The organism is Actinoallomurus soli (assembly GCF_024055715.1).
GTDB classification, from domain to species: domain Bacteria; phylum Actinomycetota; class Actinomycetes; order Streptosporangiales; family Streptosporangiaceae; genus Actinoallomurus; species Actinoallomurus soli.
This window is the reverse complement of sequence record NZ_JAMXMV010000002.1, coordinates 240,919-254,622: the sequence shown is the minus strand read 5'-3', so window position 1 is coordinate 254,622 and position 13,704 is coordinate 240,919. Positions and strand designations below refer to the sequence as shown.

General features: G+C 71.2%; 19 protein-coding genes. 14 read left to right on the top strand and 5 right to left on the bottom strand.

All coding sequences use genetic code 11. From position 1 onward, the window contains the following. The first annotated feature begins 23 nt into the window (after window positions 1-23). From folP to NDW01_RS07140, 6 genes are read left to right on the top strand one after another with little or no spacing between them, the layout of a single operon-like run. Window positions 24-875, top strand: coding sequence for a dihydropteroate synthase (gene folP / locus NDW01_RS07165; protein WP_454923409.1), 852 nt, complete (start codon window positions 24-26; stop codon window positions 873-875). After that, the gene (locus NDW01_RS07160) at window positions 872-1,303 is read left to right on the top strand and encodes a nuclear transport factor 2 family protein (RefSeq protein ID WP_252786842.1); all 432 of its coding nucleotides are present in this window, start codon (window positions 872-874) and stop codon (window positions 1,301-1,303) included. Before folP ends, NDW01_RS07160 begins: the two co-directional genes overlap by 4 nt. Beyond that, entirely contained in the window at window positions 1,300-1,671 is a 372-nt protein-coding gene (gene folB / locus NDW01_RS07155) for a dihydroneopterin aldolase (RefSeq protein WP_252817901.1), read from the top strand. The genes NDW01_RS07160 and folB overlap by 4 nt, the downstream gene beginning before the upstream one ends. Next, window positions 1,668-2,189: a 2-amino-4-hydroxy-6-hydroxymethyldihydropteridine diphosphokinase gene (folK, locus tag NDW01_RS07150; RefSeq protein ID WP_252817898.1), complete on the top strand. Its 522-nt coding sequence runs from the start codon at window positions 1,668-1,670 to the stop codon at window positions 2,187-2,189. The genes folB and folK overlap by 4 nt, the downstream gene beginning before the upstream one ends. Next, on the top strand, window positions 2,186-2,659 hold the full coding sequence (locus NDW01_RS07145) for a DUF3180 domain-containing protein (protein WP_252817895.1): 474 nt from the start codon (window positions 2,186-2,188) through the stop codon (window positions 2,657-2,659). The genes folK and NDW01_RS07145 overlap by 4 nt, the downstream gene beginning before the upstream one ends. A 56-nt stretch (window positions 2,660-2,715) precedes the next feature. Continuing rightward, window positions 2,716-3,060 carry an MmcQ/YjbR family DNA-binding protein gene (locus tag NDW01_RS07140; protein WP_252817893.1) on the top strand — a complete coding sequence of 115 codons (345 nt, stop codon included), beginning with the start codon at window positions 2,716-2,718 and terminating at the stop codon, window positions 3,058-3,060. Between the two features lie 119 nt (window positions 3,061-3,179). Here NDW01_RS07140 and NDW01_RS07135 read toward each other — a convergent pair whose 3' ends face one another. Together NDW01_RS07135 and NDW01_RS07130 are read right to left on the bottom strand one after the other, a co-directional pair. Next, the gene (locus NDW01_RS07135; RefSeq protein WP_252817890.1) at window positions 3,180-3,596 is read right to left on the bottom strand and encodes a hypothetical protein; all 417 of its coding nucleotides are present in this window, start codon (window positions 3,594-3,596) and stop codon (window positions 3,180-3,182) included. A gap of 17 nt (window positions 3,597-3,613) precedes the next feature. Next, window positions 3,614-3,775, bottom strand: coding sequence for a hypothetical protein (locus NDW01_RS07130; RefSeq protein WP_252817888.1), 162 nt, complete (start codon window positions 3,773-3,775; stop codon window positions 3,614-3,616). Between the two features lie 68 nt (window positions 3,776-3,843). Between NDW01_RS07130 and NDW01_RS07125 the strand changes: the two genes are divergently transcribed. Both NDW01_RS07125 and NDW01_RS07120 read left to right on the top strand, forming a co-directional pair. Further along, on the top strand, window positions 3,844-4,491 hold the full coding sequence (locus NDW01_RS07125; protein ID WP_252817885.1) for a MerR family transcriptional regulator: 648 nt from the start codon (window positions 3,844-3,846) through the stop codon (window positions 4,489-4,491). Window positions 4,492-4,548: 57 nt separating this feature from the next. Further along, window positions 4,549-4,722 carry a hypothetical protein gene (locus tag NDW01_RS07120; RefSeq protein ID WP_252817882.1) on the top strand — a complete coding sequence of 58 codons (174 nt, stop codon included), beginning with the start codon at window positions 4,549-4,551 and terminating at the stop codon, window positions 4,720-4,722. A gap of 16 nt (window positions 4,723-4,738) precedes the next feature. Here NDW01_RS07120 and NDW01_RS07115 read toward each other — a convergent pair whose 3' ends face one another. Then, entirely contained in the window at window positions 4,739-5,212 is a 474-nt protein-coding gene (locus NDW01_RS07115) for a hypothetical protein (RefSeq protein WP_252817879.1), read from the bottom strand. A gap of 170 nt (window positions 5,213-5,382) precedes the next feature. Here NDW01_RS07115 and NDW01_RS07110 point away from each other — a divergent pair, with 170 nt between their 5' ends. Further along, on the top strand, window positions 5,383-6,870 hold the full coding sequence (locus NDW01_RS07110) for a hypothetical protein (RefSeq protein ID WP_252817876.1): 1,488 nt from the start codon (window positions 5,383-5,385) through the stop codon (window positions 6,868-6,870). A 22-nt stretch (window positions 6,871-6,892) separates the two neighbouring features. On the opposite strand, the gene NDW01_RS07105 is transcribed toward NDW01_RS07110, so the two are convergent. After that, window positions 6,893-7,771, bottom strand: a complete 879-nt coding sequence (locus tag NDW01_RS07105) for a helix-turn-helix domain-containing protein (RefSeq protein WP_252817874.1) — start codon at window positions 7,769-7,771, stop codon at window positions 6,893-6,895. Between the two features lie 211 nt (window positions 7,772-7,982). Between NDW01_RS07105 and NDW01_RS07100 the strand changes: the two genes are divergently transcribed. Next, window positions 7,983-8,540, top strand: a complete 558-nt coding sequence (locus NDW01_RS07100; RefSeq protein ID WP_252818752.1) for a helix-turn-helix domain-containing protein — start codon at window positions 7,983-7,985, stop codon at window positions 8,538-8,540. On the opposite strand, the gene NDW01_RS07095 is transcribed toward NDW01_RS07100, so the two are convergent. After that, window positions 8,527-9,705 (bottom strand): efflux RND transporter periplasmic adaptor subunit, encoded by a 1,179-nt coding sequence (locus NDW01_RS07095; RefSeq protein WP_252817870.1) that lies wholly within the window; start codon window positions 9,703-9,705, stop codon window positions 8,527-8,529. The genes NDW01_RS07100 and NDW01_RS07095 overlap by 14 nt on opposite strands. A 179-nt stretch (window positions 9,706-9,884) precedes the next feature. On the opposite strand from NDW01_RS07095, the gene NDW01_RS07090 reads away from it, so the two are divergent. From NDW01_RS07090 to NDW01_RS07075, 4 genes are read left to right on the top strand one after another with little or no spacing between them, the layout of a single operon-like run. Next, the gene (locus NDW01_RS07090) at window positions 9,885-11,105 is read left to right on the top strand and encodes an efflux RND transporter periplasmic adaptor subunit (RefSeq protein WP_252817868.1); all 1,221 of its coding nucleotides are present in this window, start codon (window positions 9,885-9,887) and stop codon (window positions 11,103-11,105) included. Further along, window positions 11,102-11,842, top strand: coding sequence for an ABC transporter ATP-binding protein (locus NDW01_RS07085; RefSeq protein WP_252817865.1), 741 nt, complete (start codon window positions 11,102-11,104; stop codon window positions 11,840-11,842). The genes NDW01_RS07090 and NDW01_RS07085 overlap by 4 nt, the downstream gene beginning before the upstream one ends. Further along, on the top strand, window positions 11,839-13,101 hold the full coding sequence (locus tag NDW01_RS07080) for an ABC transporter permease (RefSeq protein ID WP_252817863.1): 1,263 nt from the start codon (window positions 11,839-11,841) through the stop codon (window positions 13,099-13,101). The genes NDW01_RS07085 and NDW01_RS07080 overlap by 4 nt, the downstream gene beginning before the upstream one ends. Further along, window positions 13,094-13,693: a DUF5666 domain-containing protein gene (locus NDW01_RS07075; RefSeq protein WP_252817861.1), complete on the top strand. Its 600-nt coding sequence runs from the start codon at window positions 13,094-13,096 to the stop codon at window positions 13,691-13,693. Before NDW01_RS07080 ends, NDW01_RS07075 begins: the two co-directional genes overlap by 8 nt. Window positions 13,694-13,704 lie beyond the last annotated feature (11 nt).

Sequence of the window (13,704 nt, the reverse complement as noted above, 5' to 3'; positions counted from 1 at the left end):
CGGGGCCCCACTAGGCTGACGATATGACCATGAGCGTCGCCGGCCTGCCCGATCCCGGGCGCTGCCTCGTCATGGGCGTCGTCAACGTCACGCCCGACTCGTTCTCCGACGGCGGTGCCTGGTTCGACCATGACGCCGCGATCCGCCGGGGCCTCGCCCTCGTCGCCGAGGGCGCCGACATCGTGGACGTCGGCGGGGAGTCGACGCGGCCCGGCGCGCAGCGGGTCTCGCTGCGCGAGGAGCTGCGCCGGGTCATCCCGGTGATCGACGCGCTGGCCGCCGAGGGCGTGCCGGTCAGCGTCGACACGATGCGGGCCGAGGTCGCCGAGGCCGCCGTCGCCGTCGGCGCCCGCCTGGTCAATGACGTGAGCGGCGGGCTGGCCGACCCCGCCATGCCGCGCGCGGTGGCCAAGGCCGGCGTCCCGTACGTCGTCATGCACTGGCGCGGGCACAGCCACGACATGGACAAGCGCGCGGTCTACGCCGACGTCGTCCGCGAGGTGCGCGACGAGCTGCGCGCCCGCATCGACGCGGTCCTGGAGGAGGGCGTCGATCCGTCCCTGCTCGTCGTCGACCCGGGGCTCGGGTTCGCCAAGCGGCCGGAGGACAACCACAACTGGACCCTCCTCGCCCACCTGGACGCCCTGCGGGCCCTGGGCCACCCGGTTCTGGTGGCCGCCTCCCGCAAACGGTTCCTCGGCCGGCTGCTCGCGGCCCCCGACGGGACGCCCCGCCCGTTCGCCGAGTCCGACGACGCCACGGTCGCGATCACCGCGCTGGCCGCCGCCGCCGGAGCCTGGTGCGTCCGCGTCCACGAGGTACGGCCCAACGCCGACGCCGTACGCGTCGCCGCCGCCTGGGGAGCCGCCCGGTGACCGAGCTGGACGTCCAGGCCGTCGAGGGAGTGCACGCGGAGTTCTACGCCGCGTTCGAGTCCGCGGACCTCGACCGGATGGGCGCGGTCTGGGCGGACGGCCCGTACGCCGACGACGTGGTCTGCGTCCACCCGGGCTGGCCGCTGATCCGGGGCCGGAGCGCGGTCCTGCGCTCCTGGGCGCTGATCATGGCCAACACCCCGTACATCCAGTTCGTGCTGACCGACACCCAGATCAGGATCTCCGGCGATCAGGCCGTCGTCAGCTGTGCGGAGAACATCATCACCGCCGCCGAGGAGAACGAGATCGGGCTCACCTCCGGGGGAAGCGTGGTGACCACCAACGTGTTCGTACGTACGGAGGCCGGGTGGCGGCTGTGGCTCCACCACGGCTCACCCGTCCTGGGCAGGGAGGAAGAGGTCGAGTGACAGTCAGTGGCGACCGGATCGTGCTCCGGGGCCTGCGCGCGTGGGGCCGGCACGGCGCCCTGCCCGCCGAACGCGAGCTCGGCCAGGAGTTCATCATCGACGTCACGTTGGGCCTTGACATCCGCCCGGCCGCGGCCGGAGATGATCTATTGCGTACCGTCGACTATGGGGCATTGGCCGACCGGCTCGTGTCCGTGGTCGAAGGCGAACCCGTCAATCTGATCGAGACGCTGGCCGAGCGACTGGCGGCCCGCTGCCTCGACGTGGCACAGGTCGAGAGCGTGGAGATCACCGTGCACAAGCCCAACGCCCCTGTGCCCCATCCCTTCACCGACGTGGCCGTGACCATTACCCGGAGCCGCTCATGACGACTTCTGAGCAGAAAAGCCGGACCGTGCTGTCGCTGGGCAGCAATCTCGGCGACCGCCTCGACAACCTGCAGGAGGGGATCGACGCGCTGTTCGACGCGCCGGGCCTCGACTTCGTCGCGATCTCACCGGTCTACGAGACCAAGCCGATCGGCGGCCCCGAGCAGGACGACTTCCTCAACGTGGTGATCGTCGCGGACAGCAGCGTGGCGCCGCAGTCGCTCCTCGAACGCGTCCTGAACATCGAGGAGTCGATGGACCGCGTCCGTGACGTCCATTGGGGGCCGCGCACGCTCGACATCGACATCGTCACCGTGAACGACGTCACCTCCGACGCCCCGGAGCTGACCCTGCCGCACCCGCGCGCCCACGAGCGGGCGTTCGTGCTGGTGCCCTGGGCGGACGTCGACCCGGACGCCTCGCTGCCGGGCCGCGGCCGGGTCGCGGACCTGCTGCCCGCGGTCGCCGGCCAGGAGCTCCGGCGCCGGGACGACCTCTCCCTGCAGCCGCCCGCGTGAAGCCGACCCGGATCGCGGTCCTGGCCGCCGTACTGATCGGCGTCGCCGTCGTCGTGTGGGCGGTGGTGCGCTTCTTCTACACGTCGCTGCCGATCCTGCCCTGGACGATGGTGCCGTCGCTGCTGCTGCTCGCCCTCGGCGAGCTGTACACCGCGTTCTTCACGCGGGCCCGGATCCAGCACAGGCCCGGTTCCAAGCCGATCGAGCCCCTGGTCGCCGCCCGGCTGGCGGCCCTGGCCAAGGCGAGCTCGCACGCCGCCGCGGTGCTGGCCGGCGGCTTCGCCGGCATGGCGGTCTACCTGATCTCGTCGCTGGACAAGCCGACGCCCCGGCGTGACTTCTTCGTCAGCGGCGGCACCGCGCTGGCCGGGATCGCGCTGATCGGCGCGGCGCTGTTCCTGGAGTACGCCTGCCGCGTGCCGAAGGGCCCCGAGGACGAGAACGACCACCGGCACGCCTCGCGCATCTGAGTGTCGGTGGCGGCTGCCATGCTTCGCGTGGCGGCCGACCGGGACAGGAGGGGCACATGGCGTCCGTGGAGGAGCTGCGGGAGATCGCGCTGGCGCTGCCCGAGGCCGAGGAGCGCGAGACATGGGGCAGGCCGACGTTCCGGGTCCGCGACCGGATCTTCGCGATGCTGTCGGACGACGGCGCGTCGGCCAGCGTGAAGGCCACGAAGGACGAGCAGGCGGCGCTGCTCGCCGAGGAGCCGGAGATCTTCTCCTTCCCGGCGTACGTCGGGCGGCACGGCTGGGTCGGCGTGGACGTCACGCGGGTCGACCCCGGCCACCTCCGTGAGCTCCTCACCGACGCCTGGCGCCTCACCGCCCCCAAGCGCCTCGTACGGGCCTACGAGGGCCAGGCGTACTGACCCGTGAGGTCGGGCACGCGGCTGGAGTTCCTCGACGCGAGCTCCTGAGGACGAGATCACTGGCGTTCACCGCGCCCTGTGGGCGGCGACCGCCAGTGATCAGCGCAGCAGTGGCCGGTTCACGCGGTCAGCAGGCCCAGGCCGAGGCTGAGGACGCCCGCGGCGAGGGACAGGGCGCCGATCCACAGTATCCAGACGAAACGGTTGGGCGCGGTGGCGCCTCGACCGGCGGAGGCGGCGAAGAACCCGCCGGACATCAGGATCGCGGCCACCGGCACGCCCAGCCGTGCCGTCCACAGCAGGACGCCGGTCAGGCCGGTGGCGTCGGCGTACAGCAGGCCGATCAGGCCGAGCAGCACGAGGACGCCGGCGTGTCCGTGCCCGGCGCGCGCGAAGGAGCGCTGGAAGTCGGTCATCGGCACACCGCCGCGGGCGATCCGGGTCATGAACCAGCCGCCGAACTCGATGGTGACGATCGTGATGAGCACGGCCCCGGCGATCATCCGGGACTCGGTGCTGAGGGCGAGGGTCTTCATGGTGTCGTCCTTCGTGATCAGGGGGTCATCGGGAAGCGGAGGCGGACTGGGCGGGTCTGACCCGGAACCGGCGCGAACGGCGGCACCATGCGGACGAGGTCGCCGTGGTCCGGCATGACGGTCACGCTCGCCGGGACGAACTGGGCGCTCGCCAGGTAGACCACGATCCCTCCGATCAAAGTGGATAGTCTCGCTATCCGTTCTGTGGATAGTGATACTATCCATAAGTTCGGAGAGGATGGCAAGGATGCGTATCGGGGAGTTGAGCCGGCGATCGGGCGTCTCAGTGCCGACGATCAAGTTCTACCTGCGCGAGGGGCTGCTGCCGCCCGGCGAGCTGACCAGCCCCAACCAGGCGGACTACGCCGACGCGCACCTGCGCAGACTCCGGCTGATCCGGGCGCTCATCGATCTGGCGGGTCTGCCCGTGGTACGCGTCAAGGAGGTGCTGGAGTCGCTCGATTCGGACGATCAGGCCCTGCACCACCGCATCGGGGCCGTGCACCGCGCCCTCGCCCCGCCGCGGCAGCCGGCCGAGGACGACGGAGCCCGCGCCGAGGCCCAGGTCCGTGAACTGATCGAGAAGCGCGGTTGGACGATCGAGCCGGACGCGCCCGCCATCGGGACGCTGGCCGAGACCATCGCCGCCCTGTACGCGCTCGGCCAGGGCGACCTGGCCGCGGACCTGGACTCCTACGCGGACGCCGTCGAGCGCCTCGCCGAGCGCGAGGTCGCGGCGGTCGCCTCCCGCCCGGACACCGATCGCATCGCCGAGAGCGTCGTCGTCGGGACCATCGTCGGCGAACGACTCATCACCGCCCTCCGCCTCCTGGCCCAGGAACACGTCTCGGCCCGGCTCCTGGGCTCCGCCCCGGGTGACTCGCAATCGGAATGAACCGTTCGATACGGGGGATCTCCTGGCGGCACGAGCGCAGCCGAAGGAGTGACTGTGATGGGACTGTTCACCCGCTCGAAGATGAAGGCCGGGACGAGTCGTAAGCCGACCCGGCGGGAGCGCCGCGCCGCCGAGCGGACCGCCCAGGCCGAGGCGAGACTGCGGGAGACCGAGAAGAAGATCCACGAGATCGCGAGCGAGGTCCGGTCCGACCTCCACCGATCCGCCTGAGCCGGCGGGAGGCTCGTCAGGGGAACTTGTGGAACCCTGCGGCAGAAGCCTCCTCGCAGGAACAGAAGAAATGATCGTTGAAGGGCGACACCATGTACTCCGGGCTGGCGGGGACCGTGTACGAGTAGGCGGCGGCGAAGGTCGTCCCCACCACCGGCAGGCGGCCGCAACGGATGACGTGCAGGGGATACCGCGCCATCCCGGAGGCGAGCGGCACCACCAGCGCGACCAGGTAGGCGATCGCGGCGGCGACGGCGGCGCGCGCAAGCGGCGGCATCACCCAGAGCGGCGCCATCACCGGGAGCGCGGCCAGGAACCACGCCACGACGAAGAACACGCACGGAGCGGCGAAGATCGCCGGCGGCCGGGGGCGCGCTAAGAGCATCACCAGGAGGTACCCGAGCGCGGGGAGCGCGAAGACGAGCAGCGCCAACCAGCCCGTGGCCTGCACGAAGTGTGTCACGGCCGGAATACGCCAGAAGTGCATCACGATCTGAACGTACCTCCGGCGTCGGCTTCGACAGGCGGACGAATCATTCAGATCGCCATCGAACGCGGGCGGGGCGGGGGTTCGCTGGCCTGGTTCGGCCAAGCGGGGTGTGGGCGGTGCCCGGAATGTAGGGTTTGTGATCTTCATTCTGGGTGTGGTGGAGGGTGGCCATGGGGTTGGGGAGACGCGCGCTCGTCACCGGGATCGCCGGGGCTCTCGTTCTCGGCTCGCTGCCCGCGGCCGCCTCGGCGACGACCACGCGGTACCTCACGATCAAGGGGCTGAGCCGGGCCGGGAAGGTGCCCTGGATCACCGCGCAGATCTACGACCCGGCGAGCGGGAGGTCGTGGCCGGTGATGGGCCGTGACACCGCCGTGGCGAAGCTCCCGGACAAGCGGACGTACGAGATCTACGCGACGCTCGCGCGGAACGAGCCGGGCGAGTCGCCCGAGAACACCGTCGTCCTCAGCACGTACAAGGTGTCCAAGGGCCACGACCACGTCACGTTGAGCGCCAAGAGCGGGAAGCCGATCGACCTGTCGGTCGGCGATCCGTCCGTGCAGGGCCGGATCCGGGTCCACGTACGGCACGGGTCGATGGACTTCACCACCGACGACGTTCCCGGGCGGCTGTACGCGGTGCCGGTGAAGCGCTCCGGGGTGACGTTCACCCAGGGCAGCACCTGGACCGGGTCGGGCGTGCTGTACCGCCTCGGCACCTCCTACTCCGGGGGCATCCCGGCCGGGGTGACCCAGCACGTCACCAAGGCCGACCTCGCGCAGGTCAAGGTCACCTACCGGTCGTTCGGCGACGGGATGAAGGTGAACCCGCGCTGCCGGGGCGCCGTCTGGGGCGGTGACGACGAGATGTGGCTCGACGCGCCCGCGACCCTCACCGAGTACGTCCAGCCGGGCGCGGCCTGCAAGCGGGAGCTGTGGTACGAGTCGTCGTCCCACCCGCTGTTCGGCAACGTCACCCTGGCCACCCGGACGTACGCGAAGGGCACGGCGCCCGACGAGACCTGGAACGCCGCGGTGTTCGCGCCTGCCGCGCCCGGCGGTTACCGTACGGGCGACCAGCTGCACTACTCGCCGGTCAACCTGCTGTCCGACGCCGCCGGGAACTGGGGATTCGACCAGTTCACGATCGCGAACGTGAAGCTACGGGCCGGCGCGAAGACGCTCGCCCTCGACGCGTACGAGCCGGACGTCACCCTGGGGAAGTCGGCGGCGACCTACCACCTCGACGTGACGGCCACCCGCGACGCCGCCGAGTCGACGCTGTCCGACCGCGTCCAGGTGGGCTGGGTGTTCACGTCCGCGCGGACGAAGAAGAAGACGGCGCTGCCGCTGACCACGGTGCGGTTCGCGCCGCGCGGGCTCGACGACCGGAACGCCGCCGCGCCCGGCTCCACCACCGAGATCCCGGTCCGGGTCGTGACCAACTCCGGTGCGACCGCGCACGCGGTCAGGACGCTGAAGGTCGAGGCGTCCACCGACGGGTCCAAGACCTGGCAGAGTCTTCCCGTCGCGAACGGCGTCGCCTCCGTGACCAACCCGGCCGACCCGGGGTTCGTGGCGCTGCGCGCGACCGTCGTGGACAGCGCGGGGAACCAGGTCACCGAGACCGTCTCGCGCGCCTACCGGGTGGCGGGCTGAGCACCGGGCGCCCCGGCGTCGCTCACCAGTAGTTCGTGCAGGCGTCGCGCGGATGGTCCGCCGCCGGGCGCGGAGTGTCGGCACAGGCTCGGAAGTGCCATCCCGGTGCGATCTCGTGGGCGCGGCTCGAGAAGGTCGCGCCGGTCGTCGTGAAGGGACCGCACTGGATCCAGGTCCTGCCGTCGTTCCGGCTCCAGTCCATCCAGACCCGGTCGCCGTACCGGGCGTGGCTGATCTGTCCCCACGCCATCTGCCGCCCGTTGACGCTTCCGCTCCGCAGCTCGACCGTCGCGGTGTGGTCGTGGCCGTACGCGGCGGCGGGCGGGACCACCACCTGACCCTCTGCTCCGTTCGGCCAGGGCCAGTCCCCGCACGCGGTGGACTGCTGGACGACGGGAGGGCGGGTCCGGTCAGGCGCCAGCCACAGTCCTACGAGGACTCCGGCCCCGAAGAGGGCGAGCGCGGCCACCGTCGTCAGGCCGCCGACGAGGAGTCTCCTGGGGGCGGTGAACCGCCGCCCGGAGGACGCCGGGACCGTCTCCTCGACCGGCGGCCGGGACGGTTGCTCTCTCGCGGGAGGTACCAGGGGAAGCGCCGAGCACGTCCCTTTCCGGTGGCGGTCGTCGTTGAGATGCTCCCAGAGGGGACGCAGCCGTGCGGGGTCGTCTCCGGCCAGCCGCGACAGCCGTTCGATCACCTGCCATGGCGGCACGATCCGTCCTGACAAATAGCGGGATATCGACGAGTCGCTGGCATGGATCAGTTGTTCGAGTTCTTTGAGGCTCTTCCCGGTGCGCGTCCGTAGGGCGCGCAACTCGGTCGCCAGGCGCGTGCCGACCGTGCAGTCCTCCGGAGTCGGCCGTTGAGGGTCGCTCGGCACTGCCTCGGTCTCCCGCTCCATCCCAATCCGTCCCATCCCCAGGTGGGGCCGGGATCGGGGCCCTGAGGCGACCTGCGCCGTCGCGGTCGCCCGGTCCGACGAACATCCCAGCCCATCCCATTCTGAGCTCCGATCGGCATCTTGAAGGTATCGACGACTTAGCGTCAGGAACAGCGACATGGACGTCTTCCATCCCATCTGATCCGAAAGGAGAAACCTCGCCTTGCGCGATATGGACGCGGAGTTCGCTGCGGCCAATCTTTTGCGGCCCGAGGACCTGCAGGCGGTGGCGTCGTCGATTCAGCGCATCGACGATCTGCCCGACGGGTTCGGCCTCCACCTCGCCGACGCGCTGGCCTCGCTGCTCGTCGCCTCGTTAACCGACGCCGGCCCGCAGCGGGTCGAGACGGCCGCCGGCCTCACCGACCGGATCATCGCCTACGCCCTCGCGAATCTGAACGACCCGGCCCTGTCCGTCGACTCCGTCGCCCGCCGTCACGGCATCTCCTCCCGCTACCTGCACCGGCTCTTCCAGCGGCGGGGCACCACCTTCGCCGCCTGGGTCCGGCGCGAGCGGCTCATCCGGATCCGCCGGGATCTCCAGGACCCCGCTCTCGCGACCCGTACCGCCGCCGCGATCGCCGCGCGGTGGGGGATCCGTGATGCCGGCCACCTCAGCCGGGCCCTCAAGAGGGAGTTCGGCCGCACCGCGGCCGACATCCGCCGCGAGGCGGCGCCGGGTCGCGGCAGCCCTGGACGGGCGGGTCACGAGGGTCTCAGCCGGACGTGACCACCCGCTCGCCCTTGGCCAGGCCCGAGGTGATCTCGACGTAGGCGTCACCGCGGACGCCGACCTCAACGGTACGGGTGACGGTGCGGCCGCCCTGGCGTACCCGGACGGTCGAGGTCCCGTTCGCCGCGGTCCGTACGGCCGGCGAGGGCACGTAGAGGACGTCCGTCGCGGACGCGGTGGTGACCGACACGGTTCCGGACTGGCCGATCAGCACCGTGGACGGCACGTCGTCGAAGGCGATCATCACGCCGTACTTGACGAGCTGGTCGCTGGTCGTCGCGTTCGTGTCGACGTGTGTGACCGAGCCGGCGTAGGTCTTCGTGCTGTCGGTGCTGAGGGTGATCTCGGCCTCCTGGCCGATGCGGATGCGCGCCACGTCGTTCTGGGAGAAGGTCGCCTGCAACTGCAGTTCGTCCAGGTCACCGATGGTGATGAACGTACTGGAGGCCGAGGCCGTGTCGCCGGCCCGGCCGTTCACGGCGAGGACGGTGCCGTCGATCGGCGCCGTGATGACCGTTCCGGCCAGGGTGCGCTCCGCCTGGGTCAGGGTGTTCTTCGCCTGGACGACCCGGGCCTCGAGCTGCGCCGCCGAGGTCGTGCCCCCGGAGGTCCCGCCGCCCGAGGACCTGCTGGACGCCGGCGCCCTCGACGTCGGCGTCTGCCGCGGAGTGCTCGGCGGCGTCGACGGGCGTCTCGTCGTGCTCGGCCGCGCCGACGGTGTGGGGCTCGGCGACGTCGTCGTCCGGTAGGCGGCCGGGGAGATGGTCGCGCGGCCGGTCGCCGCCGCCGCGTTCGAGCCGGTCGCGCCGGTCGCGCCGGTCACGGTGGTCCCGGCGGACTCGGCCGCCTCGGCGGCGGCGAGCGCCGCGCGGGCCGCCGCCACGTCCTCCAGGGCCCGGGTCTGGTCGACGCGGGCCAGGCGGGCGCCCGCGCGCACCTTCGCGCCGACCTTGACGTACACCTTCGTCACCGTTCCGGAGGTGCTGAAGGCCAGATCGCGGCTGTCGGTGCTCCTGACGTTCCCCGCCGCCCCGGCCGTGGCGGTCACCGCGCCCTCGGCGACCGTCGCGTACGCCGGCGCCGCCCCGCTCCCGCCGCCGGTGCCGACGGCGACGGCCGTCACCGCGCCGATCACCGCGACGCCGATTGCGCCGGTGGCCATCTGGGTACGTTTCAGCCGGAAATTCGGCGCGGACACCCGAAATCTCATGGCGCGCCATGATGACGTGCTTGGATGAGACTAATCTGGGCCTTATGTGAGAGTTTCCTGGGGACCGTCTCTCATCATCTTTTCATTTTTGAATTAGGGTAATCCCACCTTCCTCCGCCAGCTTGTGCCGGGTGAAACGTCTACTCGGGCGCAGATCCCTCGTGGTCAACGGCGCGCTGGGCGTGCTGTTGGTCACCGGCGTCGGCGTCGGATATCTCTCGCTCACCGGCGGGGACGATTCGGCGGGGGCCTCCGCCCTCAGCCGTACGACGCGGGTCATGCGCGGCACCGTCGTCTCGTCGGTGTCGGCCTCGGGATCGGTGGAGAGCGCCAGGAGCCGTTCGCTGTCGTTCACGACCTCCGGCACGGTCGCCAAGATCTACGTGCAGGCGGGCGACAAGGTCTCGAAGGGCGAACTGCTCGCCCGGCTCGACACGACCTCCGCCGAGGAGAACGTGAACTCGGCCAAGGCGAACCTCACCGCCGCCGAGGACGGCGACACCTCCACGGCCTCCGGCTACTCCTCGTACGTCTCGGCGAAGAACGCCTACAACCAGGCCGTACGCGCGCTCGCGGGGACAGAGCTGCGGGCGCCCTTCGCCGGCACGGTCGTGACCGTCAACGGCACCGTCGGGGGCTCGTCCTCCGGTTCGGGCTCCTCCGGCTCGACCTCCCAGGGCTCTTCGTCCGGGGGATCGGGCGGTCCGTCCGGGAGCGGCGGTTCCGGGGGCTCGTCCGGGTCGTCGAGCACGAGCAGCTCGTCCAGTTCGTCCAGTTCGTCCGGGAGCGGGTTCATCGAGCTGGCCGACCCGAAGAAGCTCATGGTCACCGGGGAGTTCACCGAGGCCGACGCGATCAAGCTGAAGACCGGCCAGCGCGCCACGGTCTCCTTCGACGCGCTCAGCGGCGTCACCGCCACCGGCAAGGTCACCCAGATCGACATGTCGCCGACGACGAGCAACAACGTCGTGCAGTACGGCGCGACCATCACCCTCACCTCGATCCCCGGCTCGGTGCGGATCGGCCAGACCGCGACCGTCCAGGTGACCACGGCCACGGCGCAGAACGTCCTGTACGTTCCGGCGGCCGCCGTCCGTACCGCCGGCGGGCAGAGCACGGTCACCGTCCTGCAGAACGGCAAGCAGGTGATCAAGACCGTGACGACCGGAGTCAAAGGCACCCAGGGCACCGAGATCAAGTCGGGGCTGAACGAGGGCGACCAGGTGCTCATCACCACGACGACGACCGGCACCAGCGGCACCAGCGGCTTCGGCCGGGCCGGCGGCGGGTTCGGCGGCGGCTTCGGCGGAGGCGGGGCGCCCGGCGGAGTTCCCGGGGGAGGCCGGCCGTGACGCCCGAACCCGCGGTCCTCGACGTCCGCGCGCTGACCAAGGTGTACGGCCAGGGCGGCACCGCCGTGCACGCCCTGCGCGGCGTGTCCCTCCGCGTCGAGCGCGGCGACTACGTGGCGATCATGGGGGCGTCCGGCTCCGGCAAGTCGACGCTCATGAACATCCTCGGCTGTCTCGACGTGCCGTCCGGCGGCCGGTACCTGCTCGACGGGACGGACGTCGGCGTGCTCGACGAACGCCGCCTGTCGATCCTGCGCAACCGCAGGATCGGCTTCATCTTCCAGTCGTTCAACCTGATCCCGCGGATGTCCGCGCTCGCCAACGTGGAGCTGCCGCTGGCGTACGGCGGCGTGAAGCCGGCGGAGCGCCGGAGGCGGGCCCGCGCCGCCCTCCGGCAGGTCGGCCTCGCCGACCGCATGGATCACGAGCCGAACGAACTATCGGGCGGCCAGCAGCAGCGCGTCGCCGTGGCCCGCGCCCTCGTCACGGCGCCCGCGCTGCTGCTGGCGGACGAGCCGACCGGCAACCTCGACACCCGCTCCACCGCCGACGTCCTCGGCATCCTCGACCGGCTCGGCCTTTCCGGCCGCACCATCGTGCTGATCACCCATGAGGACGAGGTCGCCGCCCGCGCCAAACGGGTGATCCGGCTGGTCGACGGCGAGATCATCGAGGACCGCCGGCAGGCCCCGGTGGACGGCCCGCCGCCCGCGACCGTCGTGGAGGGCGTGCGGTGAGTCCCTGGGAGATCCTGCGGTTCGCCCTGCGCGGCCTGACCGCCAACAAGCTGCGCAGCGCGCTGACCATGCTCGGCATCCTCATCGGCGTCGGCGCCGTGATCATGCTGGTCGCGGTCGGGAACGGCTCCTCCGAGCAGATCAAGAACAACATCTCCCGGCTCGGCGCCAACTCCCTCACCGTGACGAAGTCGACGTCCGGCGGCGGGGGAGGCGGGTTCGGCGGGTTCGGCGGCACGCGGAACCGCCAGCAGTCCAGCGGCCCCCGTACGCAGGCGCACGACCTCACCGTCGACGACGCCAAGGCGCTCGTCGACCCGGTCAACGCCCCCTCGGTCAAGAGCGCGTCCCCGGTCGTGACCTCCTCGTCGGTGACGACGACGTACGAGGGGACGAGCCACTCGATCAGCCAGTTCGTCGGGACGTACCCCGCCTACCTCGGCGCCGCGAACAAGGAGCTCGCGCGCGGCGCGGCGTTCACCGACGACGACGTGACGGGCGGCCGGAAGGTCGTCGTGATCGGCCGGACCGTCGCCGACGACCTCTTCGGCACCGTCGACCCGCTGAACAAGCAGATCAACGTCGGCGGCACGCCGTTCACCGTCGTCGGGGTGCTCAAGGAGTCCGGCTCGTCCGGCATGCAGGACGCCGACGACGTCGCGATCGGCCCGCTCACCGCGGTCCAGCAGAACCTCACCGGGTTCGGCGGCCTGAACTCCATCGTCGTGGAGGCCAAGAGCGCGAAGGCCACCGACCGGGCCCAGAGCGAGGTCACCGACATCCTGGACCAGCGGCACGACATCTCCGGGTCCAACACCGCCGACTTCCAGATCATGAACCAGGCGAGCCTGCAGTCGGCGGTCAGCGCCTCCGGCAAGACCTTCACCGTGCTGCTCGGCGCAGTGGCGGCCATCAGCCTGCTGGTCGGCGGCATCGGCATCACCAACATCATGCTCGTCACCGTCACCGAACGGACCCGCGAGATCGGCATCCGCAAGGCCATCGGCGCGCCCAAGGGGGCGATCCTCGGCCAGTTCATCGCGGAGGCGACCGTGCTCAGCCTCGTCGGCGGCGTACTCGGCGTGCTGGTCGGCGTCCTCGGCAGCCTCTTCAAGGTCGTCGGCGTGAAGCCGGTGATCGTGCCTTCCTCGATCGCGCTGGCGCTGGGCGTGTCCGTCGCGATCGGGCTCTTCTTCGGCAGCTACCCGGCCAACCGCGCGGCCAAGCTGCGCCCGATCGAGGCCCTGCGCCATGAGTGACATCGAGGAGAACGACGTGACCGGCCGCAGAACGTGGACGCCGTACGAGGAGCCCGAGGCCACGGTGACCCGGGATGACGTGCTGTCCGCCTCGCCGTTCGACGGCGACCTGGAGACCGAACTCGCCGCGGCGCCCAGGGCCCGCAGGCGACTCGGCCTGACCGCCTACCTCGGCGCCGGCGCGCTGCTGGCCGCCGGTTTCGGGGCGGGAGCCCAGGTCGACCGCCACTTCGGTGACCACACGACCACCGCGGTCCAGGGCTCACGCGGGTCGACGGGCGGTCAACTGCCCGGCGGCCGTGGGACGTACGGCGGCGGCATGCCCGGCGGCGGCCGCCCGTCGGACTCCGGCGATGGCGTGAGTTCGGGGACCACCGGCACGGTCCAGAAGGTCACGGGCACGACGATCTACGTCAAGACCGCGAACGGCGTCGTCCAGGTCAAGGTGACCGGCAAGACCAAGGTCCGCGTGCTGCGGAGCGGCAAGGCCTCCGCCCTCAAGACCGGCACGACCGTCACCGTCCAGGGCTCCCAGGCCTCGGACGGCACCCTCACCGCCACATCCGTCCAGGGCACCTCGTCCGGCCGCTGACGGTAACTCTC

Coding starts and splice junctions, on each gene's coding strand:
- folP (WP_454923409.1), top strand. CDS start 24: ATGACCATGAGCGTCGCCGGCCTGCCCGATCCCGGGCGCTGCCTCGTC.
- folK (WP_252817898.1), top strand. CDS start 1,668: ATGACGACTTCTGAGCAGAAAAGCCGGACCGTGCTGTCGCTGGGCAGC.
- NDW01_RS07140 (WP_252817893.1), top strand. CDS start 2,716: ATGGCGTCCGTGGAGGAGCTGCGGGAGATCGCGCTGGCGCTGCCCGAG.
- NDW01_RS07135 (WP_252817890.1), bottom strand. CDS start 3,596: ATGAAGACCCTCGCCCTCAGCACCGAGTCCCGGATGATCGCCGGGGCC.
- NDW01_RS07125 (WP_252817885.1), top strand. CDS start 3,844: ATGCGTATCGGGGAGTTGAGCCGGCGATCGGGCGTCTCAGTGCCGACG.
- NDW01_RS07120 (WP_252817882.1), top strand. CDS start 4,549: ATGGGACTGTTCACCCGCTCGAAGATGAAGGCCGGGACGAGTCGTAAG.
- NDW01_RS07110 (WP_252817876.1), top strand. CDS start 5,383: ATGGGGTTGGGGAGACGCGCGCTCGTCACCGGGATCGCCGGGGCTCTC.
- NDW01_RS07105 (WP_252817874.1), bottom strand. CDS start 7,771: ATGGAGCGGGAGACCGAGGCAGTGCCGAGCGACCCTCAACGGCCGACT.
- NDW01_RS07100 (WP_252818752.1), top strand. CDS start 7,983: ATGGACGCGGAGTTCGCTGCGGCCAATCTTTTGCGGCCCGAGGACCTG.
- NDW01_RS07095 (WP_252817870.1), bottom strand. CDS start 9,705: ATGGCCACCGGCGCAATCGGCGTCGCGGTGATCGGCGCGGTGACGGCC.
- NDW01_RS07075 (WP_252817861.1), top strand. CDS start 13,094: ATGAGTGACATCGAGGAGAACGACGTGACCGGCCGCAGAACGTGGACG.